21 protein-coding genes and 1 tRNA gene are annotated in these 22,338 nt (G+C 61.0%); 11 read left to right on the top strand and 11 right to left on the bottom strand.

What is annotated here, in order from left to right; translation table 11 throughout:
• Positions 1 to 177: 177 nt before the first annotated feature.
• A complete protein-coding gene (locus FJ936_RS19270; RefSeq protein WP_140792563.1) occupies positions 178 to 345 on the bottom strand; it encodes a hypothetical protein in 168 nt (55 codons plus the stop codon).
• A 156-nt stretch (positions 346 to 501) separates the two neighbouring features.
• On the opposite strand from FJ936_RS19270, the gene FJ936_RS19265 reads away from it, so the two are divergent.
• Positions 502 to 577 (top strand) — tRNA-Thr (locus FJ936_RS19265).
• 105 nt (positions 578 to 682) lie between these two features.
• Here the strand turns inward: FJ936_RS19265 and FJ936_RS19260 are convergent.
• Entirely contained in the window at positions 683 to 1,252 is a 570-nt protein-coding gene (locus tag FJ936_RS19260; RefSeq protein WP_140792561.1) for a DUF2569 family protein, read from the bottom strand.
• A gap of 127 nt (positions 1,253 to 1,379) precedes the next feature.
• Positions 1,380 to 1,994 (bottom strand): TetR/AcrR family transcriptional regulator, encoded by a 615-nt coding sequence (locus tag FJ936_RS19255; RefSeq protein WP_140616911.1) that lies wholly within the window; start codon positions 1,992 to 1,994, stop codon positions 1,380 to 1,382.
• A gap of 91 nt (positions 1,995 to 2,085) precedes the next feature.
• On the opposite strand from FJ936_RS19255, the gene FJ936_RS19250 reads away from it, so the two are divergent.
• From FJ936_RS19250 to FJ936_RS19230, 5 genes are read left to right on the top strand one after another with little or no spacing between them, the layout of a single operon-like run.
• Positions 2,086 to 3,171, top strand: coding sequence for a spermidine/putrescine ABC transporter substrate-binding protein (locus FJ936_RS19250; RefSeq protein ID WP_140792559.1), 1,086 nt, complete (start codon positions 2,086 to 2,088; stop codon positions 3,169 to 3,171).
• A gap of 12 nt (positions 3,172 to 3,183) precedes the next feature.
• Positions 3,184 to 4,044, top strand: a complete 861-nt coding sequence (locus tag FJ936_RS19245) for an ABC transporter permease (RefSeq protein WP_140792557.1) — start codon at positions 3,184 to 3,186, stop codon at positions 4,042 to 4,044.
• 2 nt (positions 4,045 to 4,046) lie between these two features.
• Positions 4,047 to 4,829, top strand: coding sequence for an ABC transporter permease (locus FJ936_RS19240; protein WP_140792555.1), 783 nt, complete (start codon positions 4,047 to 4,049; stop codon positions 4,827 to 4,829).
• Entirely contained in the window at positions 4,826 to 5,890 is a 1,065-nt protein-coding gene (locus FJ936_RS19235; RefSeq protein WP_140792553.1) for an ABC transporter ATP-binding protein, read from the top strand. Before FJ936_RS19240 ends, FJ936_RS19235 begins: the two co-directional genes overlap by 4 nt.
• Positions 5,891 to 5,892: 2 nt before the next feature.
• Entirely contained in the window at positions 5,893 to 6,654 is a 762-nt protein-coding gene (locus FJ936_RS19230; RefSeq protein ID WP_140792551.1) for an MBL fold metallo-hydrolase, read from the top strand.
• Between the two features lie 135 nt (positions 6,655 to 6,789).
• Here FJ936_RS19230 and FJ936_RS19225 read toward each other — a convergent pair whose 3' ends face one another.
• Positions 6,790 to 7,713 carry a hypothetical protein gene (locus FJ936_RS19225; protein WP_140792549.1) on the bottom strand — a complete coding sequence of 308 codons (924 nt, stop codon included), beginning with the start codon at positions 7,711 to 7,713 and terminating at the stop codon, positions 6,790 to 6,792.
• A 284-nt stretch (positions 7,714 to 7,997) separates the two neighbouring features.
• Here FJ936_RS19225 and FJ936_RS19220 point away from each other — a divergent pair, with 284 nt between their 5' ends.
• The 5 genes from FJ936_RS19220 to FJ936_RS19200 all read left to right on the top strand — a co-directional run bounded on the left by FJ936_RS19220 (position 7,998) and on the right by FJ936_RS19200 (position 13,290).
• Complete coding sequence (locus FJ936_RS19220; RefSeq protein ID WP_141906860.1) at positions 7,998 to 8,882, top strand: hypothetical protein; 885 nt, start codon at positions 7,998 to 8,000, stop codon at positions 8,880 to 8,882.
• A gap of 15 nt (positions 8,883 to 8,897) precedes the next feature.
• Positions 8,898 to 10,082: a UDP-galactopyranose mutase gene (gene glf, locus FJ936_RS19215; protein ID WP_015318020.1), complete on the top strand. Its 1,185-nt coding sequence runs from the start codon at positions 8,898 to 8,900 to the stop codon at positions 10,080 to 10,082.
• On the top strand, positions 10,079 to 10,483 hold the full coding sequence (locus tag FJ936_RS30545) for a hypothetical protein (protein ID WP_181171457.1): 405 nt from the start codon (positions 10,079 to 10,081) through the stop codon (positions 10,481 to 10,483). The genes glf and FJ936_RS30545 overlap by 4 nt, the downstream gene beginning before the upstream one ends.
• 257 nt (positions 10,484 to 10,740) lie before the next feature.
• Positions 10,741 to 11,514 carry an NAD kinase gene (locus tag FJ936_RS19205; RefSeq protein ID WP_041163462.1) on the top strand — a complete coding sequence of 258 codons (774 nt, stop codon included), beginning with the start codon at positions 10,741 to 10,743 and terminating at the stop codon, positions 11,512 to 11,514.
• A 192-nt stretch (positions 11,515 to 11,706) separates the two neighbouring features.
• Positions 11,707 to 13,290: a DEAD/DEAH box helicase gene (locus FJ936_RS19200; RefSeq protein ID WP_181171181.1), complete on the top strand. Its 1,584-nt coding sequence runs from the start codon at positions 11,707 to 11,709 to the stop codon at positions 13,288 to 13,290.
• 153 nt (positions 13,291 to 13,443) lie between these two features.
• On the opposite strand, the gene FJ936_RS19195 is transcribed toward FJ936_RS19200, so the two are convergent.
• The 7 genes from FJ936_RS19195 to FJ936_RS19165 all read right to left on the bottom strand — a co-directional run bounded on the left by FJ936_RS19195 (position 13,444) and on the right by FJ936_RS19165 (position 21,716).
• Positions 13,444 to 14,049, bottom strand: a complete 606-nt coding sequence (locus FJ936_RS19195) for a hypothetical protein (protein ID WP_015318024.1) — start codon at positions 14,047 to 14,049, stop codon at positions 13,444 to 13,446.
• A 252-nt stretch (positions 14,050 to 14,301) separates the two neighbouring features.
• Positions 14,302 to 14,952, bottom strand: a complete 651-nt coding sequence (locus FJ936_RS19190; protein WP_015318025.1) for an OmpA family protein — start codon at positions 14,950 to 14,952, stop codon at positions 14,302 to 14,304.
• Positions 14,953 to 15,086: 134 nt separating this feature from the next.
• The gene (locus tag FJ936_RS19185; RefSeq protein ID WP_015318026.1) at positions 15,087 to 15,455 is read right to left on the bottom strand and encodes a GFA family protein; all 369 of its coding nucleotides are present in this window, start codon (positions 15,453 to 15,455) and stop codon (positions 15,087 to 15,089) included.
• 114 nt (positions 15,456 to 15,569) lie between these two features.
• Positions 15,570 to 15,938, bottom strand: coding sequence for a hypothetical protein (locus FJ936_RS19180; protein ID WP_015318027.1), 369 nt, complete (start codon positions 15,936 to 15,938; stop codon positions 15,570 to 15,572).
• A gap of 585 nt (positions 15,939 to 16,523) precedes the next feature.
• Positions 16,524 to 17,655, bottom strand: a protein-coding gene (gene prfB, locus FJ936_RS19175) for a peptide chain release factor 2 (protein WP_015318029.1) whose coding sequence is annotated in 2 segments (ribosomal slippage) — positions 16,524 to 17,588 and positions 17,590 to 17,655 — 1,131 coding nt in all. Because the reading frame shifts where the segments join, the coding sequence is not laid out codon by codon here.
• A gap of 124 nt (positions 17,656 to 17,779) precedes the next feature.
• Positions 17,780 to 20,224 carry a penicillin-binding protein 1A gene (locus FJ936_RS19170; RefSeq protein ID WP_140792545.1) on the bottom strand — a complete coding sequence of 815 codons (2,445 nt, stop codon included), beginning with the start codon at positions 20,222 to 20,224 and terminating at the stop codon, positions 17,780 to 17,782.
• A gap of 214 nt (positions 20,225 to 20,438) precedes the next feature.
• The gene (locus FJ936_RS19165) at positions 20,439 to 21,716 is read right to left on the bottom strand and encodes an N-acetylmuramoyl-L-alanine amidase (protein ID WP_140792543.1); all 1,278 of its coding nucleotides are present in this window, start codon (positions 21,714 to 21,716) and stop codon (positions 20,439 to 20,441) included.
• Positions 21,717 to 22,338 lie beyond the last annotated feature (622 nt).

Genomic DNA, 22,338 nt, shown 5'->3' with positions numbered 1-22,338 from the left:
TTCGCCGTCGTCTTCGGCGAGAGGTTCGTCAGCCAATGACGACAACCGGCCTCACGCACAAGATTCCTGACAGTCCCTTGGCGCACTGTTGGCGAAACTGAGTAGGCAGCACCGGCTCGCGCCATGACCGGCAGCAATTGCTCACTACTCACTACTCACTACTCACCACTCCCCCACTCAGCCCATGCCGGTGATATGCCGAAGCCAGAAGGCGAGCGCGATAAAGCCGATGAAGGTGGTGACGCCTGTCCAGTCGACATTGGCCTTCTTCACATCGCTGATGAGCTTCACCAGCAGCATCCACGCCACGACGACGATAGGGAGAATGATGATAAGCCTGATCATGCGACACTCCGTTCAGCGCATTGCACTTACCCTGATGTAGGAAGCGCGTTCGCGGATTTCAGCATGCGGACGCGTGGGCATCCTCCACCACGGCTGATGCCCAAAAACGGAGTTTTGTCTTTACTGGCGCAACAAATATGCTAACCGGAGCGCCGTGCCCTTGTAGCTCAGCTGGTAGAGCAGCGGTTTTGTAAACCGAAGGTCGGCGGTTCGATTCCGTCCGGGGGCACCACCCTACGCTCTTCGAGCTCCGGGTGGCAGGCCACCCCAACCCCGTAGAGACGCAGGAGTGTCCTCCGAAAACCCCCTTGAAGGGCGATTACGTCGCCACCCCCCTTTACGAAGCGCTCGCGATTTGGGCCGACACGTTCGTCCTGGTGAACGTATTCCTCACCCTCACAGACTTATAGACATAAGCGGCCCAGATGCCGGTCACCACAAACGAAGCCATGGGTGCCGCCAGCGCGTCGCCTGCGAGCACCTTGTTTACCGGAACGCCCAGGATTGACGAAATCCAGATCGTATCCAGGATAAACACAACAGGAATCGCAAACCATTGGCAGAGAAACAATTGCGGGAATCGACGGCTTCGCCGCAGCATTGAAACCAGCACCACCAGCTGAAGCGCCAGAAATGCCAGATTGAGGGCAACCTCGCCATACACAGCCAGAGAGCCGTTTGGGAGGGTCATGAGTTGCTGGTAGCCGTCGGCGGAATTGCCGAAATCGGCGAGCGTGCGCAGCGGTGACAATGTCTGACCGATAGCCAGCAGCATCAGCCAGCCACCGAAGCCCACAAGTGACTCAGGATTCTGCGACGGCTTCGCGGCTGACCGGACAGCAAAGAAAACAGGCACGCCGATCAGCAGCAGCACGATCGCCCAATGCCAGATGGAAAACGTCCCCATTTACCCTTCCCCCTTTTTATACCCCTATAAGTTGTAGCAGATTTCAAACTCAACTCAAGAGCCAATCATCGCGTAAGACGCCGTCCGATGCCGAAGCGACAACTTCTCCTGCCTGCTCCTGACGCCCTCACACTCCGATCGCCGCCACCAATATCCGGTTCTGCCGCCGTATCGCGGCCCTCAACTCCGGTATCCTGGCTTCATCCCGCTTCACGAATTCGATGAACATCATGTTCATGTTGTTGAAGATCAATTCGCCGAGTGCCGTGCCGTCGATATCCTGCCGCACCAGGCCGATCTCCTGAAGGCGGGCGATCAGCGCGCGGATCTGTTCGGTGAGCGAGCGGTCGAGGCCAGTATAAGCCTGGCCGAACGGGCTGTCGGGCAGTTGCGTCGAGATCGCCATCGCCTGCCGCCACATCTCCTTGCTGAGATAGTGCAGCGAGTGCTCGATATAGATGCCGATCAGCGTGTCCAGGGCGTCGCCGACATTGGCGGGCGGCCGGGCGACCACGCCGCGCCCGGCATTGAGCACCTCGTCGACTTCCATCGAGACGATGGCGCCGAGAATATCGCCTTTGTTCTGGTAGTAATTGTAGATGGTGCCGATCGAGACTTCGGCTTGCGCGGCGATCGTCTCGATCTTGGCGCCCTCATACCCGGCCTCGCGGAAAAGCGCCGCCGCCGCCTCGATGATACGCCGGTGGCGATCCGCCTTTTGCCTTGCCCGCAATCCGCTCATATTAGCCTCTTGCCACAAAAACAGAATTGACTCAATTTTAGAATTGGTTCAGTTTTTTGCAAGAAGCCACAAAGGCAAGGGAGAACACTCGATGTCCGTGAAATCCGGGAATCCGCTTTCCGTCCTGAAGCGCCAGATGCACGCTGCATGTGCCGCCTCGGCATTGCTGCTTGCGGCGGGCAGCCTCGCCGAAGCCGCCGATCTCAACGCGCTGATCTGGTGCGACCATTCCGATCCGGCGCTGCTGCAGCCTTTCGAGGAGGCCAACAACGTCAAGGTCAACGTCAAGGAATTCGAAGGCACCGGGGCTGGGCTGGCCATCGTCGAGCAGTCGCAGCCCGGCGACTGGGATGTGATGGTGATCGATAGCATCGACGTGCCGCGCGGCGTCGAGAAAGGCCTGTTCGAGCCGCTGCCGGAAGACAAGCTGCCGTTCGCCGATCTCTTCCCGCAGGTGAAGATGGACGGCTCGACCATTGTCGGCGGCAAGCGCTACGGCATCACCGAAAAGTTCGGTTACAACACGATCGGCTTCAACAAGACAAAGGTCGATCCGGCGGACATGCAATCCTTGGCGTCGCTGACATCAGACAAGTACAAGGGCAAGGTCGCCATCTACGATTATTATCTCCCCGTCATCGGCATGGCGGCATTGGCCATCGGCAAGAAGACGGCCGATCTCACGGAAGCCGACCTGCCCGCGCTCAAGGAAGAGCTGCTCAAGATGAAGGCCAATGCCAAGCTGGTCGGTGAAGTCACCGCCAGCCAGACGGCGCTGGCGACCGGCGAGGTCGACATATTGGTCGGCGGCGGCGAATGGGTGACGGCAGGGCTGGCCAAGGAAAACCCGGCGCTGGACTTTTCCATTCCGAAAGAAGGTGCGGTGCTGTGGTCGCAGTCGCTCGCCATGTTCAAGGATTCCAGGAACAAGGACATGGCGCTGAAATTCATCCAGTACATACTGAGCCCCGAAGGCCAGGCACGGCTCGCCACCTCGTCCTGTTACTGGGGCATGCCGTCCAACACCAAGGCCGCATTGACCGACGACCAGAAAAAAGTCCTGCGCTTCGACGAGCAGCCCGGCTTCCTCGCCCGTGCGCAGGCCTATCCGGCGCCGAGCGCCGACCTCGACAAGAAGATGCAGGATATGTGGACCGAAATGCTGCAGGCCAAGTGAGCCGATACGCCGATGAGCGCCGCGGGAAACAGTGAGGGCGCGCGGACAGGCCGTGCCCTTCCCTGGGCGCTGGTCACACCCGCACTTGGCTGGACGCTTCTCTTCTTCGTGCTGCCCTTCGTCGCCATGGGGCTTTCGAGCTTCACCGCGCAGGAGGGCGGCGGGGGCACCCTGTCCAACTACAGCCAATTCTTCACCAACCCCGCCTACTGGCAGGCGATGGTGAACTCGCTGCAGGTCACCGCCATCGTCACCGTGGTTTCCGTGCTGCTTGCCTATCCCTTCGCCTGGATTCTGGCCGAACAGGTTCCTGAACGCTGGCAGCGGCTGGCGCTGATGCTGGCCGTGCTGCCGTTCTGGACCTCCTATGTCGTGCGCTCCTACTCCTGGCTGCTGGTGCTGGCGCAGAACGGCGTCATCAACCGGGCACTGACTGGCATTGGCGTGGTCTCCGAACCGCTGCAGCTCGCCAATACGCGCCTGGCCACCGTCACAGGCTTCGTGCATTTCTTCGTCATGCTTTTGACGCTGACCATCTTCGCCAATCTGAAGCAGCTCAGCCCCAGTTACCGCAAGGCCGCCGCCGATCTCGGCGCCGGACCGGTGCGCACCTTCCTGCATGTCATCCTGCCATTGACCTTGCCCGGCATCATGGTCGGCGCTTTTCTCACTTTCGTGCTGTGCATCGGCGACTACATCACGCCGCAGATCCTCGGCGGGAACAACGAGCTTCTGATGCCGCAGCTGGTGATGATGCAGATCGGCAGGCGCGGCGATTTTCCATTGGCCTCGGCGCTGTCGATCATCCTGATGGCGGTCGTGACCGTCGCCTATCTCGCCTGCGCCCGCTGGCTAAAGATCGAGCGGACCTGATCATGCGCAGCATTGGCCGCATCGCTTCCTGGATTTACGCGCTTGCCGTCTACGGCTTCATCTTCCTGCCGGTCGTCGTGCTGGTGCTGTTCTCGCTGCAGTCGACGTCCTTTCCCATTCCCCCGTTCACAGGCCCATCGCTGCGCTGGTACGAGGCGGTTCTTTCCGATAACCGGCTGACTTCGGCGCTGGCCAATTCGCTGCTGGTCGCGGTTCTTTCCTCGGCCGCAGCCGTCATGCTCGGCTTCCTGTCGGCCTGGGGGTTCGCGCGCTTCGTCCTGCCAGGCTCGGGCCTGCTGCGCGGTTTGATCACCTTGCCGCTCACCGTCAGCTATCTCATCATCGGCATGGGGCTGCTGGTGCTGTTCAACTGGGCCGGCGTGCCGAAATCTCTGCTTGCCGCCGGGATCGGCCATGTGGTTATCAACATGCCGCTGTGCTTCGCCATCATCTACAGCCAGTTGGGCGACCACCAGATCAACATTGAGCGCGCAGCGCGCGACCTCGGCGCGCCGGAATGGAAGGTGCTGCTGTTGATCACCGTGCCCGTCATGGCGCCGGCCATTTTCGCCGGCTTCTTCCTGTCGATGACCTTCTCCTGGGACGAGTTCGTGATCTCCTTCCTGCTGACGCGCTTCGAGACCACGCTGCCGGTGGAAATCTGGAACCTGCTGCGCTCCGGCCTTAATCCCAAGACCAACGCGGTCGGTTCTCTGGTCTTTGCCGTCTCGATCGTGCTGGTGGTGTTCTTCGAACTGACCTTGCTGCGGAGGAAACCGGCATGAACGCGCCCCTGGTCGATATCCGCGACATCTCGCACCGCTTCGGCCAGCATCCCGTGCTGAAGAATGTCTCGCTGACGATAGCGGCCGGCAGCTATACGATCCTGCTTGGGCCATCCGGTTCCGGCAAGACGACGCTGCTCTCCATTCTCGGCGGTTTCGTCAATCCGAGCGAAGGCAAGGTCCTCATCCGCGGCCAGGACTGCACCTCGGTGCCGCCGGCCAAACGCCCGACGACGACGGTGTTCCAGGATTATGCGCTGTTCCCGCATATGAGCGTCGGCGGCAATGTCGGTTTTGGGCTGCGCATGCAAGGTGTCGACGGAGTGACGCGGGCGGCAAAAGCGCGCGATGCGCTGGCCCTGGTGGGCCTCGCCGCCGCCTTCGACAAGAAGCCGCACCAGCTTTCCGGCGGCCAGCGCCAACGCGTGGCGCTGGCGCGCGCCCTGGTGATCGAGCCGGCGGTGCTTCTGCTCGACGAGCCGCTCGGGGCGCTCGACCTGAAACTGCGCCGCCAGATGCAGGACGAACTGAAGGCGATCCAGAAGCGGGTCGGCACCGCCTTCATCCATGTCACTCACGACCAGGAAGAAGCGATGGCGCTGGCCGACCATTGCGTGGTGATGAATGACGGCCGCATCGAGGACGAGGGGCCGCCCGAGCGCGTCTATGCGAGGCCGGCGACGCGTTTTTCCGCGACCTTCATGGGCGAGAGCACGATCCTTGCCGGCACTGTCATCGAGACCAGTGACAGGACGAGCACCGTCACGACACCGGTCGGACCGGTTTCCTTATCCAGTGCCTTGCCGTTGGGGTCTACTGCCGCACTGGCGATACGCCCTGAGCACCTTGTGCTTGGCGCTGCGTCGGCTGGCACGAAGCTCGGCGAGGCTGATGTGAGCGACGTCGTTTTCCAGGGCAGTTTCAAGCGCGTGCTGGCGACCTCCGTCGAAGAGCCTTCCTTGCGGTTCATCGCCAAGCTGCCGGCGACCTCCGTCGTCCATGCGGGCGACAGGGTCGCGATTTCCTGTGATACCGACCAGATCATCTTGCTGACGGATTGAACATGAGCACGCTTGCGGTCATCGACGCACCGGACTGGTACGAAACAATCCGCATGGCCGACGGCATCACGCTGATTCACGAGCCATGGATAAAACCGTTCTTCCGCTGCAATATGTGGCATGCGCGCGGACGCGACCGCGATCTCCTGTTCGACACCGGCCTCGGTCATTTCAGCCTGCGCACCCATGTGTCCCTGGTGAGCGAGCGCAAGCTGACCTGCGTTGCCAGCCACACGCATTTCGACCATATCGGCTGCCACCATGAGTTTTCCGATCGCTGCGTGCATTCGGCCGAAGCGGCAATCCTGGCCGATCCGCGCAACGAATGGACCGCTGCCGGCACCTATGCGACAGAAGAGATGTTCGATGGCATGCCGCGGGGCTGGGACACGGCGCGCTATCGCATCCAGCCCGCGCCGGCCGACCGTATGCTCGCGCATGGCGACATCATCGATCTGGGCGACCGGGCCTTCGAGGTCGTCCACACGCCAGGCCATTCGCCGGGCGGCATTGCGCTCTACGAGAAGAAGACCGGCATCCTGCTGTCCGGCGACATCATCTATGATGGCCCGCTGATCGATGATGTCTACCACTCGGACATACCAGATTACATGGCGACGCTGCTCGCCATGCGCGATCTCGACGTCTCGGTCGTCCATGGCGGCCATTTCTCGAGCTTCGGCAAGGTGCGCTACCGCCAGTTGATCGACGAATATCTCGAACAGAAACGTCAGGCCGGCTGCCATCTGCGGCAGCGCCCTTGAGGGCTGACTTACGGCATCAAGTCGAAATGGCGTGGGAAGGCCTGGGCGGCACGAGCCCGTCACCACCCCTCGCAGTGCGCTGATGGTGACACAGTGGGCGACCGGCTCGCGACACGAACGGCCGGAGCCAGTGCGTCACTCGGGAATGGGTGCCGGAAGCGAGATTGTATAGCGCGGTGGCGCCGATCCCCTGCGGCGTCTCCTCCATTGCCTCAGCTGCTCCCTCCAGCCGACTGGCGGTTTTTCGTAGACAGGGGGAGCCAGGCCGGCGAGCTCATAATAACCTTCGAGAATGTTGGTGCGCAGTAACTGGCGTTCCTGTGTATAGAAGCTGAAATGCGCGACGAGCAGGTCACCGAAAATCTTGCCCGGCCGGTCCAGCTTGGCCGGAAGCGTCGCCGACAACCACTCTTCCTCGTCGCCGCGCGGTTGAAAGTGCTCTCCGAGACCGACAATGTCCGATCCGAAAAAACCGATTGCGTTGATCGAAAAGCGTGACAGCCTGATCTCCCGGTCCGGCACGCGAAAATCCTGGAGCCGATTGGAGCGCACAGCTTCAATGAACACCGGGTGTAGGGCCTGCGGAAAGGTCGCATGCGCCCAGGAGAATTCGCATGACGCCTGACAGGTAAGCGGGCCATCCACCCGCACCCTGGAAAGCTGCTTGATCAGCGAATTGCAGATTGCGTTGTTGACGATCAACGGAGCGTACCAGATGGCCGATCCCCTTTCGGCCATGACCCTTGCCATGAATTTTCGAAAGAAGCCGTCCTCGACAAAAACTACATCGTCGTCGAGGCGTAGGTAGAAAGCACCGGGATCGTCGCAAAAGCGATAGAAATCGCCGATGACGTTGATCCCGCCATCGGCATGTGGAAGCCGCTTGATCTTGCAACGCGGATCGGAGGCCGCCAATCTTTGTAGATAGGCCCGGTCAGCCTCGTTGCGACAGTTGTCCCAGAGGTGCCACTCATGCACATCGGGGTTTTTCAAAACATGATGGCCAAGCAGACGCAGATATTTCTCACGACCGGCCGGGGTGACAACGATCAGTTTCATAGAATTCCTGGTTCCTGTAAAATCAGAGTCCCGTATATAAGCGAAGCTTGATTATCAGAACGCTCGTTCGGGCAATAGCTGTTGACATGACAGGCCCCTGCCCCATTGGATTCGCCTCAAAACACGACGAATCGTCATGACGTTTAAATACACCCGTTATGCCGGCAAGACATCGTGCTCAGGTAACGCCAGGAGATCTTCCTCATGCCCTTCGCATTCAACTTGCTTTCGTGTAGGGCTCGCCGAGGACCCGGATTGAGGGTATGAGTGTCGGAAGCAGGACTTTGACGAACACCACACACCGCAATCTCGTGATAGTCAGGGCAGGCGACAAATCTCTCCATCGTGGATGGGGGGCGGACGATCCCAATTGTGAATTTGATTTGATCGTCAGCTACTTCGGAAGTGATCCATCTGCGTTTCGGCTGCCGCTTGAAAACCGAGTCGACTACAGGGGCGGCAAATGGGATGGCATCCATGCTCTGCTGAGCCAACAGCCCGAACTTCTTGACCGCTACCAGTATGTCTGGCTGCCGGACGACGATCTGGAAGCAGACCGGGCGACCATCGAGGCGATGTTCGCCAACATGCGCCGGCTTGGCCTCCATATCGGCCAGCCGTCACTGACGCTGGACAGCTATTATTCCCACCTCCCGTTCCTCCACTGCAGGAGCTTCGAGTTTCGCCTGGTAGACACGATCGAGATCATGGCCCCCTGCCTGAGAGCCGATGTAGCGGCCAAGATGCTGCCTCTGTTCAAACACTCCATGAGCGGTTTTGGTCTGGACTTGTTGTGGACCAGGCTTGCCGAAGAAAACCGTGGAACATCTGCCGTGTTCGACGCCTTGCCGGTCCGCCACACCCGGCCGGTGGGAGCTCACCTGAAAACAGCGATGCTCGAGTCAGGAAGAACGCCCGACAAGGAATATCGCCAATTGGCGTCGCAATATGGATTTGGCGAGCTTTTTCCATTGTCCTATGAGGCCGTCGATCGAAAAGGCCGGCGCTGGCGGTCGAAGTCCATGATCGGCCTGCGTATGGTGGCCGATTATCTCTTGGACAGGAAAGCCTTTCGCCAGGCGAATCGATTGATGGAATTGTTATGGCGCCTTCTGCGCAGGCAGTATTCCAAGTCCGTCGACCTGTCCCAAATAATTCTCAAGCCCTAAGGTTCGGATACGCGAATGGACAGGACCCTGCTGGGCAAGGCCGAAATCCTCATTGTCGGCGCTGGTTTTTACGGTGCAACGCTTGCCGAGCGCATCGCCACGCAACTCGGGCGACGCGTGCTGGTAATCGACCGGCGCCGGCACATCGGCGGCAATGCCTACACCGAACAAGATCCTGTCACCGGTGTGGAGATCCATCGCTACGGACCGCATCTGTTCCATACATCCAACGAGGAGGTCTGGAATTACCTGCGTGCCTTCACCGGTTTTACCGCCTATCGCCATCGTGCATTCTCGACATATCGCGACAAGGTCTATCCGCTGCCGATCAACCTTGCCACGATGTCCCAGTTCTTCGGCAGGCGGCTAAGTCCGGACGAGGCACGCGACATGATTGCCGAGCAGGCGACGGAAGTTGGCGACCGTCCGCCGGCCAATCTTGAGGAGAAGGCGATCTCCCTGGTCGGCCGCCCTCTCTACGAGGCCTTGATCAAGGGTTACACCGCCAAGCAATGGCAGACGGATCCGCGCGAACTGCCGGCGCAGATCATCGCGCGCCTGCCGGTTCGCTACACATTCGAGGACGGCTATTTCAACGACCGGTTCCAGGGCCAGCCTGTGGACGGCTACACGGCGATCTTCGAAAAGATGCTGGCGCAGGAGCTTATCGAAACACGGCTTGGCATCGACTTCTTCGACATCAAGTCCTTGCTGCCGAAGGACCTGCCGGTCGTCTACACCGGGCCGATCGACCGCTACTTCGACTATAGCGAAGGCGAACTCGGCTGGCGAACCATTGATATCGATCTGGAGGTCATGGACACGCCGGACCATCAGGGCACGGCGATCATGAACTACGCGGACGAGGCCGTGCCTTATACCCGCGTGGTCGAATTCCGGCATTTCAACCCGGAGCGCCAGCACGGGAGCGCCAAGACGCTCATCGGCCGCGAGTATTCCCGTTTCGCAGGCCGCGCCGACGAGCCTTATTATCCGATCGACACGCGCAAGGATCAGGCGGTCTATCGCCGCTATCTCGACCGGGCGGGTGCGGAGAAAAACCTGCACCTCGGGGGACGGTTGGGAACCTACCGCTATCTCGATATGCATCAGGCGATCGGCGCCGCCCTTAAGGTCTTCGAAACCGTGCTCGAGCCCTATTTCGCCGGTCGGCTCGATTCCGTCTCGCGTTCGACATGACGGGCCGGGTTCTGAAGCCGCAAATCTCCGGTTTTCAGGTCGTCGCCGGCGATTTGCCATCGGCGGCTATCCGCTTCCTGAACCATTCGAAAGTACGCCGGATCCCCTGGTGCGGATCGATGCGGTGTTTGACCTATAGCGCCCTTTGCGGGCAAGGCATGCCGGCGGCATCGCCGCAACGTGACGCCGTGGGGATCGGCCTGGCGCTCGTTTCTTCCGACTGGCGCACCAGTTCTGCGAAGACAAGCGCGAAACTTCCCAACATGAGAAAGACGATGATCAGGCGTGCTACCGGCAATATGTCGGCCTCGTCTGGCTGGCGCATATCCCCTGGCATCGAGAACCGCGGGTTCATGCACGCATATCTGAACTGCCGCAGCGTCCTTTGCGTCCCGAAGTGACAAGGTCGTGCTGCGGGCGCCCCACGCCACCCATGCCGGCTAACATGATCGATCCGGCTTTACGAGACCTTAAGCCCGGCCTTAACCATCACATTCGCTCGCGCCGTGACATCAACCGCGACCGGCTGGTGCGCCGGTCCTGCCGCACCCTCGCCTCATGGGCTGACAGAGGCTCTCTTTGCAGACGTGCCTGCCCCATGCTACCCCGGCGCTGGCGCCAGAACCTGCCGGCGCCAATCGGTCGCGATCGGGGAGCCATGAGCACAGCCACCAACAGCATCGCCTTCGTCTCGTCCGACACAGCAGACGCCAAGGCGGCGCTGGATAGCCTGTCGGCGCGCTATGGCCAATGTTCGGTCGCCGAGGCGACCGTCGTGGTGGCGCTGGGCGGCGACGGCTTTCTGCTGCAAACATTGCGCGACACGATGGGTACGGGAAAAAAGGTCTACGGCATGAACCGTGGCACCATCGGCTTCCTGATGAACGAATACCGGTCCGGGGGGCTCACCGAGCGCATCGCGGCGGCGGTCGCCGAAACGATCCGCCCGCTGGAGATGCTGGCAACCACCTCGGATGGCGAACACGTCACGGCACTGGCGATCAACGAAGTGGCGCTGTGGCGCCAATCCTACCAGACGGCCAAGATCCGCATCAGCATCGATGACCAAATACGGCTCGAGGAACTGAACTGCGACGGCGTCATGATCGCGACGCCGGCCGGATCGACCGCGTATAATCTTTCCGCGCACGGCCCGATCCTGCCTCTCGACGCGCCGCTTTTGGCGCTCACGCCGGTCAGCCCGTTTCGTCCGCGACGCTGGCGCGGCGCATTGCTTTCCAACAAGGCGACCGTGCGCTTCGACATTCTGGAGTCGGAAAAGCGGCCGGTGAACGCGGCCGCCGACCACACGGAGGTCAAGGCGGTGACCTCGGTCACGGTGCGGGAATCGCCAACGGCCACCGCGACTTTGCTGTTCGATCCCAACCACTCCTGGAACGAACGCATCCTGGCCGAACAGTTCCGTTACTGAGCCGGCACAGTGACAGGAGGCCGGATTAAGCATCGCGATTAAGGTTACAACTTCACAATCGCGCCAATCCTACCCGTTTCTGTTGACAAATCGCGGGCTTGCGCCTAATCGCAATACCAATCTTGCAGGCGCGTGGCGCTTGCCGCGACGAATGACGTTGCGCTTCCCCGAACCAGCCAAAGACAGCAACACTTGTCCTCAGACACGACGATCGCTCAAGAAGCGTTGACCTTTTCAGACCTCGGCCTGTCGCCGAAGGTGCTTTCCGCAGTCACCGATGCCGGCTATCTCCAGCCGACGCCGATCCAGGCTGGTGCGATCCCGCACGCCTTGCTCGGCAAGGACGTGCTGGGCATTGCCCAGACCGGCACTGGCAAGACCGCATCCTTCGTGCTGCCGATGCTGACCCGGCTGGAAAAGGGCCGTGCCCGCGCCCGCATGCCGCGCACGCTGATCCTGGAGCCGACGCGTGAGCTTGCCGCGCAGGTCGAAGAAAACTTCGTCAAATACGGCAAGAACCACAAGCTCAACATCGCGCTGCTGATCGGCGGGGTGTCGTTCGACGAACAGGACAAAAAGCTGGAGCGCGGCGCCGATGTGCTGATCGCTACGCCTGGCCGTCTTCTCGACCATCGCGAGCGCGGCAAGCTGCTGCTCAACGGCGTCGAGATCCTCGTCATCGACGAGGCGGACCGTATGCTCGACATGGGTTTCATTCCCGATATCGAGCGTATCTGCGAGATGATCCCGTTCACCCGGCAGACGCTGTTCTTTTCGGCGACCATGCCGCCAGAGATCACCAAGCTGACGGAAAAATTCCTGCATGCGCCGGTGCGCGTCGAGGTCTCCAAGGCCGCTTCGGCGGCCACCAACATCATCCAGCGGTTGGTCAAATCGGGCTCGAAGCCTTGGGACAAGCGTGAAACGCTGCGCAACCTGATCAAGGCCGAGGATGCGGAGCTGAAGAACGCGATCATCTTCTGCAACCGCAAGATCGAGGTTTCGGAGCTGTTCCGCTCGCTGCTGAAATATGATTTCGATGCCGGTGCGCTGCATGGCGACATGGACCAGCGCGCGCGCATGCAGATGCTGGCCAATTTCCGTGACGGCAAGCTGCGCTATCTCGTCGCCTCGGATGTCGCCGCGCGCGGCCTCGACATTCCCGATGTCAGCCATGTCTTCAACTACGACGTGCCGATCCATGCCGAGGACTATGTCCACCGCATCGGTCGCACCGGCCGCGCCGGACGCTCCGGCAAGTCCTTCACCATCGCGACCAAGTCCGACACCAAGTATATCGACGCCATCGAACGGCTGATCGGGACCAAGATCGAGTGGCATGACGGCGACCTGTCGACGGTGGTTGCCAGCGAAGGCGAGGACGATGCTCCGCGCCGCGGCAAAGGCGCGCCACGCCGCGCCGGCCGCAAGGACGAGGACCGCAACGACAGGGGCGGGCGCAAGAAGAGCGGCGAGCGTCGCGGCAGACACAGCGAGGAAGATGCCTCGGCCGTGGTTGCTCAGCCGCAGGAGCAGCCCGATGTGGCCGAGACGGCCGATATTGTCGAACGGCGCGCGCGCAAGGATGCAATCCGCTCGGAAAACACCGAGCGCAAATCGTCCGACCGCAATGAGCCCCGCGCCCCTGAGCGCGGTGACACCAGGCCGCAGCGCAGCAACAACCGCCCTGCCCGCCACCATCAGGAAGACAACGACGCCACGGTCGGCTTCGGCGACGACATGCCGGCCTTCATGCGCATCGTCGCCAAGGTCTGATTCCAGCCAGCAAGCCGCCTAGGGCCGGCTTGCCTTCTTTTTTGCCCTGCAGCCGACAGCAATTCGAGGAAAAGCCGCGTAGCGCTCTTCCGTCGCGAATTGCGTGGAAACAAGCAGGTGGGGCGATTCAGGCGAACGCTGGTCCGCTCCAGTTCACATCGGCCCGGACATCATCTTGGTCGGTTTTTCCAGCATCGGAAACTCGGCCTTGTTGCATTTCACCTTCGGGTTCGTCGGACTGAACATGCCGTTCGGATTGTCATCGAGCCAGGCGTGAAGATCGTAGTGGACGAACTCCTTCGGGATGAGCGGATAATGTCCCTCCATCGGGCCCATGAAGGTTTGACCGAACAGCTTCGGCGGCGCCTTGATGTCCGGGGTTAGCGGCACCAGCCATTCCACGCCGACCAACTTCAGGCCTTTCTTGGTCGGCTCGTAGATCAGGACGTTGGGCTTCATCGGGTCGAGTTTCTGGCCGACGCTTGGAACGTTGACGAAGTGGATGCCCATGGCGCCTTTCGGATAGTCCATGGAGCCGGGTATCTTTTCTCCGCTGTAGTAGACGCAGCCGACCGTCGAGAGATAGAGATCGCGGACGGCGGCGGTGTAGTCCTGATATTTGGCGAGCGATTTTTTCAACGCGTCCATGTCGGCCTTGTTGGCGTCCTCGGCATGAGCCGTGGCGAGGCCCAACCATGCACCTACAACACCTGTCAAAGCGAGGACGCCGCAGCGCCCAAGGCTGGCTGTTCTTGTCATGCATTCCTCCCAGATTTCATGATCTGGCCGTGCAAGACCGAGGCGGCGGCAAAGACGTTGATTGCGCGGCCGATTAAACCGCCCCATCCCCTTTGGAACAGCGGCGATGCTAATCCTTTCCACGGCTGCGGAAAAGAAATTATTAGATATTGCTAATTTTATTTGACTGCTGTCACGAAACTAGCAGCGCCAGTATACGCCTGGAAAACGGCCCCCAATGGAGGCCGTTTAGCGTGACAAACACGGCCCTGCTCAGGTGAGCGGCGAAAGCTGGATCTCGACGCGTCGGTTCTGGGCCCGGCCCTCGGCCGTGGCGTTGGAGGCGACGGGCCTCGTCTTGCCAAATCCGGTGACTGCGAAGCGGCGCTGATCGACGCCCTGGCCGGAGAGATAATTGGCGACCGCCAGTGCACGGCGCTGCGACAGGTCGAAATTGTGCTGGTCGCCACCGGTCGAATCGGTGTGGCCGAAAACGTCGACCGTGGTCTGCTTGAATTTCTTGAGCACCAGCGCCACCGAATTCAGCACCTGATAGAAGCCGGGCTTCACCGCGTCCTGGTCGGTGTTGAAGGTGATGTCGGACGGCATGTTGAGGATGATCTGGTCGCCGCTGCGGGTGACGCTGACGCCGGTGCCCTCGAGCTGCCGGCGCAGTTCCGCCTCGTTCTGGTCCATCGTGGCGCCGATGGCGCCGCCGGCTAGCGCGCCGATGCCGGCGCCGATCAAGGCATTGCGGCGGTCATTGCCGCCGGCAAGCAGACCAAGGCTGGCACCGGCCAGAGCGCCAAGGCCCGCGCCTGCCGCCGTGTTCGAAATCTTCTGGTCGCCCGTATACGGATCGGTGGTGGTGCACGCGGTCACGAGCAGAGCCGTCGCCATAACGACGAGCACGGTCTTCTTCATAGGATGGTCCCTCTCCAAGTCACGCCTTACGATGGCGCCAAATCAGCCCTTGCCGCGACTTGTAGCATGAAATGCGGCGAAAAACGGAACGGGAAAAGCGCCTGCCGATTATCCAGGTTGGCCGCCCGGTGTGGCTACCAGAGATTCTTGCCGTCAATGACCACCACTTCGACTTTATCGAGATCGAAATCATCGAACAGCCGCGCGTTGACGCTGATCTTCGGATTGTCGAAATCCGGCTCGCCGGTCGACCAGTCCGGCGTTTCGGTGAAGGTGCCGCAGCCGCAGGTTGCGCAAAAACCATGCTTTACGGTTTTTGAGCCCCACTGATAAAAGGAAACATTCTTCAGCGGCGTGACGAGCTTGAACTGCGATGGGGTATAGTAGGCCCAAAGCGAGCCGCGTTTCGAGCAGAACGAACAGGTGCATTGCGTCACCGTCTGCGGCGCTTCCGACACCTCGAACATCGTCGCCTTGCAGTGGCAGCTTCCCTTGATGGCCATGAATATCACCTCTCCATTGTCCGCCGCCCAAGCGGCAAGGCACCATAAAGAAGCGATCCTGACAACTGGCCGTCAGCAGCCTTTGCGCCAATGCACTTCAACTGTCGGCGCGTCTCAAAATGAGCGCGGCGGCACGAACAGGCATATAGTCTTGCCGGCATCGAGACCGGCCTGATGCGCGCACCAGTGAAATTCGCCGTCAGGGCTGTCCTTGACGCGCTTGTCCGTCATCGGAACGACTTCGCCGGTACCGGCAATCACGTAGCCTTCGGGCTTTTCCAGCACTTCGCCGGTGTGCGTGGCACGACAGTCATAGTTGGCGCAGCAGGCGAACGGATAGCTCCAACCCTGCGGCTTTGCCGCGGTGGGCTTGGCGTCATGAGCAAAGGCCGCAGGCGCGAACATCGCGACGGCAAACAGAGAAAACATAAGTCGGCCGACCGGTTGAACGGCTCGGGCCGATCTGGGCGTGGCAGCAGACATGGGACGTTCCTTTCGAGCGTCAAGCATTTCGCCTGCCCGTTCCCGGAACGTGTCTTCCCAGTGGCCGGATCATCAGTCGCAGATATGCCGCGTCCGGCCATAAATGCTTTTTGTCTCCCAGCATTCGGATGCTGGGCTGATTCCTTGGTCGGCGCAAGAAGCCGCTGCACCCAGATATGGGCGCACGCCATAACACACTGCTACCGCTGACGAGATTCAAGCCAGGTAAGTTCCCGGCAGGCGGGGCATGCAAACAACGGGATTGGCCCGGAGTGGTTCCAGCCGCTCAAATCCAATCACATGCTCTTGATTGCCGGTGACAGTGCCGACGATCGTCCGCAAAGGAAAATCAGCCACCCTGCAGCCGAAGAAGGTATAAGCAGCCGGCCGAACGGCGAACATGCGCCGCGCTCGCTTTGGGAGGAAGAAAAGCCCCTTCCCGCACCAGAGTGATATGCCGAGTCGGGACCCAATCACCACGACTTGTCGCGCCGCACCGGCGAACACTTGAGACCAACACCGGGCGCCGCACGACAATACGTCCGCTTTTGCGACCGGCTCGCGATCATTGCCCGCGCAAGCAGCCTAATCCAGATCCGCCACCGCTTCGCCCGCGCCGCCCTCGATGCGTTGCGATAGCGAAGCTTCCATGAAGTCGTCGAGGTCGCCGTCGAGCACGCTCGAGGGGCTGGTGCTTTCGACACCGGTGCGCAGATCCTTGACCAGCTGATAGGGCTGCAGCACGTAGGAGCGTATCTGGTGACCCCAGCCGATGTCGCTCTTCGATGCCTCAGTGGCATTGGCCACCGCTTCGCGCTTCTTCAGCTCTTCCTCGTAGAGGCGCGAGCGCAGCATTTCCCAGGCCTTGGCCTTGTTCTTGTGCTGCGAGCGTTCTGCCTGACAGGCGACCGCGATGCCGGTGGCGATATGGGTGATGCGCACAGCCGAATCGGTGGTGTTGACGTGCTGGCCGCCCGAACCCGATGAACGATAGGTGTCGATGCGCACGTCGGATTCAGAGACGTCGATCTCTATCCTGTCGTCGACGACAGGATAGACCCAGACGCTGGAGAAGGACGTATGACGGCGCGCATTGCTGTCATAGGGTGAGATGCGCACCAGGCGGTGGACGCCGGATTCGGTCTTCATCCAGCCATAGGCATTGTGGCCCTTGATCAGCAAGGTCGCGGACTTGATGCCCGCCTCTTCGCCGTCATGCACTTCCAGCACCTCGACCTTGAAGCGGCGGCGCTCGGCCCAGCGCGTGTACATGCGCAACAGCATCGAGGCCCAATCCTGGCTCTCGGTGCCGCCAGCGCCGGCATGGATTTCGAGATAAGTGTCGTTGGCGTCCGCTTCGCCCGAGAGCAGCGTTTCCACCTGTCGGGCCTTGGCCTCGCCCTGCATCGAACGGATCGCGGCTTCGGCTTCGGCGACGACGCCTTCGTCGCCCTCTTCCTCGCCGAGCTCGATGAGACCGATATTGTCTTCCAGCGCCTGGGTCAGGCCCTTGACCGCCGCGATGCCTTCTTCGAGGCCCTGGCGCTCGCGCATCAGCTTCTGCGCTTCCAGCGGTTCGTTCCAGAGACTGGCGTCCTCGGCCCGCACGTTCAGGTATTCAAGCCGCTTTATGGCCTGATCCCAGTCAAAGATGCCTCCTCAGCAGGGTTATCGCCTGCCTGATCTCGTCGACGATATTCTGCGTTTCCGCGCGCATGGCCTGATGTTTTGTCCTGTTGCTGAAATGACGCTTCGGTCGGCGCGATACATAGGGACGGTGCCGCCATGTGTAAAGCGAAATGGGCCAGCCGGAGGCAGGCCCAACTGGACGCGTGAATTCGTCAGTAAAGGCCGCCGCCGCCGTCCTGGATGGCCTGGTTGGCCTGCGGCGACAGCGCGCCGCCCGAGGCGTTGGAGCCATCGGCACCCATGCCGATCACCCAGTAGCTGTCGGCGGGGCCGGTCCCCGGCTTGAAAGCCTCGATGATGGTGCCCGCATCGCCCGAGGAGGAGCGCATGCCGGTCTTGCGGTTGATGGCGATCAGGTTCATGCCGTCAGGCACCTTGAAGTCGACATTGGGCGTGCCGTCCAGCGCCACACGCATGAAGTCCTTGAAGATCGGGGCGGCAAGACCGCCGCCGGTGGCGCCGTGGCCGAGGCCGCGCGGCGTGTCGTAGCCCATGTAGAGACCAACCACGAGGTTCGGCGTATAGCCGATGAACCATGCGTCCTTCTCATCGTTGGTGGTGCCGGTCTTGCCGGCGATGTGGCGGCCAAGTTCCCCGATTGTGGCCCCGGTGCCGCGCTGGACGACGCCTTCCATCATCGAGGTGATCTGGTAGGCGGTCATCGGATCGAGCACCTGCTCGGAATTGTCGACCAGTTCCGGCTCGGGCTGGTTTTTCCATTCAGGAGCGTTGCAGCCTTCGCAGCCACGCTCGTCCTGCTTGAACACGGTCTTGCCGTAGCGGTCCTGGATACGATCGATCAGCGACGGCTTGATCGACTTGCCGCCATTGGCCATGATCGAATAGGCCGAAACCATGCGCATGACGGTCGTCTCGCCCGAACCCAGCGCCATCGGCAAATATGGCGCCAGATGATCATAGACGCCGAAGCGCTCGGCATATTCGACGACCAGCTTCATGCCCATGTCGTTGGCAAGCCGCACCGTCATCAGGTTGCGCGACTTCTCGATGCCGGAGCGGAGCGTTGCCGGCCCGGCGACGGTGCCGTCATAGTTCTTCGGCGTCCAGGTGGTGTTGCCGCTCTGGATGGTGATCGGTCCGTCCATGATCACCGAGGCCGGAGTATAGCCATTGTCGAGTGCGGCCGAATAGACGATGGGCTTGAATGACGAACCCGGCTGGCGCATCGCCTGGGTGGCGCGGTTGAATTCGGACTGCGAATAGGAGAAGCCGCCGACCATGGCCAGCACGCGGCCGGTGTGCGGATCCATGGCGATCAGTCCGCCTTCCACCTCGGGAACCTGGCGCAAGCTGTAGGTATTGTCGGAGCCGTCGTTCTTCTGGACGAAGATGACATCGCCCGGCTTCAGCACGTCGGCCGGCGACTTGGCCTTGACTGTCTTGCCCTCGACCACATGGCGCATGGCAAAGCCCATGTCTTCCTTGCTGACGGTGCCTTCGACGCGTTCCTTCACGATATCGCCCGACGCCTGGCGTGCGGGCTGCAGGCCGATCGACAGCCCGGACGCCGAACTGTCGAGCACGACGGCCAGCGACCACTCGGGAACGTCTTCCAGCCCCTTGACTGCGCCCAGCGGCACACCCCAATCGCCGGAGACATCGATCGTCTTCAACGGCCCGCGATAGCCACGCAAAGTATCGTATTTCATCAATCCATTCTGCATCGCCTTGCGGGCGATGAGCTGGACCTTCGGGTCAAGGGTGGTGCGAATCGACAGCCCGCCCTCATAGAGCGCGTTCTCGCCATAGCGGGCGATGATCTGCCGACGAACCTCTTCCGTGAAATACTCGCCGGCGAAAAGGTAGGAGCCGCTGCGGCGCGGAGCAACGCCAAGCGGCTCGGCCTTCGCCTTTGCGCCCTCTTCAGGCGTCACGTAACCGTTCTCGACCATCTGGCCGATGACCCAGTTTCGCCGTTCAATTGCCCGGTCGGCGTGCTTGAAGGGATTGTAGTTGGCCGGACCTTTCGGGAGCGATGCCAGATAGGCGGCCTCGGCCACGGTCAGCTCGTTCACCGATTTATCGAAGTAGGTCAGTGCCGCACCGGCAACGCCATAGGCGTTGAAGCCAAAGAAAATCTCGTTGAGATAGAGCTCGAGGATACGATCCTTGGAATAGGCCTGTTCGATGCGGAACGAGAGGATGGCCTCCTTGACTTTGCGTTCCAGGGAACGCTCGTTGGTGAGCAGGAAGTTCTTGGCAACCTGCTGGGTGATCGTCGAGCCGCCCTGCATGGGGCCACCCGAAACGTAAGTGATAACCGCTCTGCCCAAGCCCGTTATATCGACACCGGGGTGGCTGTAGAAGTTCTTGTCCTCAGCCGACAGGAAGGCAGCCTTGACGCGATCCGGGATAGCCTGGATCGGCAAATACAGGCGCCGTTCCCGCGCGTACTCGGCCATCAGCGCGCCATCCGAGGCATGGATGCGGGTGGTCACCGGAGGCTCGTACTTTGCCAGCACTTCGTAGTCAGGCAGATCCTTCGCTACATGGCCGATGTAGAGGGCAACGCCCGCCGCGGTCAGGAGGGCCAGCGTCGTGCCTATGCCGAAGAAATAGCCAATGAGACGAATCATACCCGCTCCAGTCCTTGGTTCGGGAATTTCCTAAACGAAGCCGCCTTTCACGCAAGCTTTCGAGCCGGTCCCAACCCGTAATCGAAAACCCATGTCGCCACCATGTGGACAAAATACGGCAAGCCCTGATTTCGCAGCCGCAAGCTCGAAATAAAAGCGCAGGGTGTTGTCATCGCGCAACGCCGCCTCTGGTTGCAGGCGCCGCCGGGCATTGTCAACCTCCGGTTCCAGCCCCGGCACGCGCGGAAGCGAACAATGCCACGGCATTGGTGATGCTTTGCGCTGCCTTGCCGCGCCACTCGGCGTCAAGCAGTTGCGCCTCGTCCTTGGCATTGGAGAGATAGCCGAGCTCGACCAGCACGGACGGCACGTCGGGGGCCTTCAGCACCTTGAACCCGGCCGAACGCTGCGGATTGTTGATAAGACCGACGCTGGTCGACAGCTGACCGATCAATGTGTGGGCAAAACTCATCGAGAAGGTGTGCGTCTCGCGCCGGATCAGGTCGATCAGGATGTCGGTCACTTCCTTGCTGTCGTTCTTGATGACCATGCCGGCGAACTGGTCGGACAGGTTTTCACGGTCGGCCAGCGCCTGCGCTTCCGGATCGGAGGCCTTGTCGGAGACGGTATAGACGGTGGCGCCGCGGATGCCCTTGACGCTGATCGTGTCGGCATGAATCGAAATCAGAAGATCGGCCTCATGCTGGCGGGCAATGCGGACTCGGTCGTCGAGGCGCAGATATTCGTCGGTATCCCGGGTCATGAAGACATCGTATCGGCCGGCGGCCGCGAGTTTGTCGCGCAGCTCCGTGGCAAAGGCCAGCGTGACGTTCTTCTCGATGGTGCCGTTCAAACCTTCGGCACCGCCGTCTATGCCGCCGTGGCCGGGGTCGATGACGATGGTGAATCGGTGGCCTGGATTGGAGACAGGCCCGGTTCCGACCCGGCCGCCCTTGTCGGTCGAAACCGTGGAACCGGTGGTCAGCGCCTGATTGGCAAGAGCGGCGTCGAACTCACGTTCGGAGGCCGCCGACATGTCGACGGCAAGGCGGTAGCCGGTTCCGTCCTCGTTCTTGAGCACATCGAGCTTGTCGACGGCGAACGGCCCCTTGCCGGTGAGGATCAGTCGCGAGACGCCCTCGCCGAGCTCGCCGAGCCGCACGCCCTTGACCAGGCCACGCGGCTTCAGATCCTTGGCATCGATGGCAAATCGGGTGTTCGCAAGATCGATGACAAGGCGATTGGGTCCGCGCAGCAGGAACCATTTGATGTCAGGCTCGCGATCGAAATCCATGACGATGCGCATCTTGGTGGCATCGCCGGCCATTTTGTAGCCCTTGGCCATGAGCGGAGCGTCGGCCGCATTGGCAACCATGGAAAAGGCTTCAGGGGAAAAGACTTGGGAAATCGCCACCAGCAGCAGGAGACAGAAGGCACGGAGAACCTGGCCGCCAACACGACATCCCTTGTCTGTGAAGTCCGCCAGTCCCATCTTTCTTCCAGTCGCTCCCGGTTTGGCGCCAGGCGCCGGTTCGTTTCGTCAACATGCCGGTTAGGCCGCGAGCTCGATTAACGATTGGTATCCAGAGAAGGTTAACCAAGCCTTTTCACGCAAGGACGGGGCCAGGCTTACGCTACGGAACTGCTTTTTGCCGGCATCGGAAATCGGGGTTGCCTTCCAACCCGCCAAATCATAAAAGCGATGGTGGATCACTGCAATCCTGGAACCGCCCTCCTCCGCAGCTTCCTGCTACAGGGTCAGATGAAAGGCGGCTCCTTTCGCTTCACGCGAAAAGGCTTCAGGTGATTGCGACGAATTTCGCAGGTGTGCTCCCGTGGCGGGGGAATCGCCTGCGTGAGGAAAACGGCCCGGGTTTGTTCCCGCGCCGGCTCTGTATGAGCAAACAAGCTGGTCCGGTTTCCGGGCTTTGGTTCAAAAGGTTCTGCTGGTGACGATGGCTTCAAGCGCAATCATGGAAAGGTCCGCATCAAACCGCGCCAATATGGCTGCGGGCGGCACCGCCATGACACGCAGGCAGCGTCCGGCGGACATTCAGACATCCGGCACCCACACACCAGAAACGCAGCAGCGGGCTTTGCCTTGCAAGCTGCGG

This window comes from Mesorhizobium sp. B2-4-13 (assembly GCF_006658535.1).
Taxonomy (GTDB): Bacteria; Pseudomonadota; Alphaproteobacteria; order Rhizobiales; family Rhizobiaceae; genus Mesorhizobium; species Mesorhizobium australicum.
The sequence above is the reverse complement of the archived record's forward strand: the minus strand, read 5'-3'. Positions and strand labels throughout refer to the sequence as shown.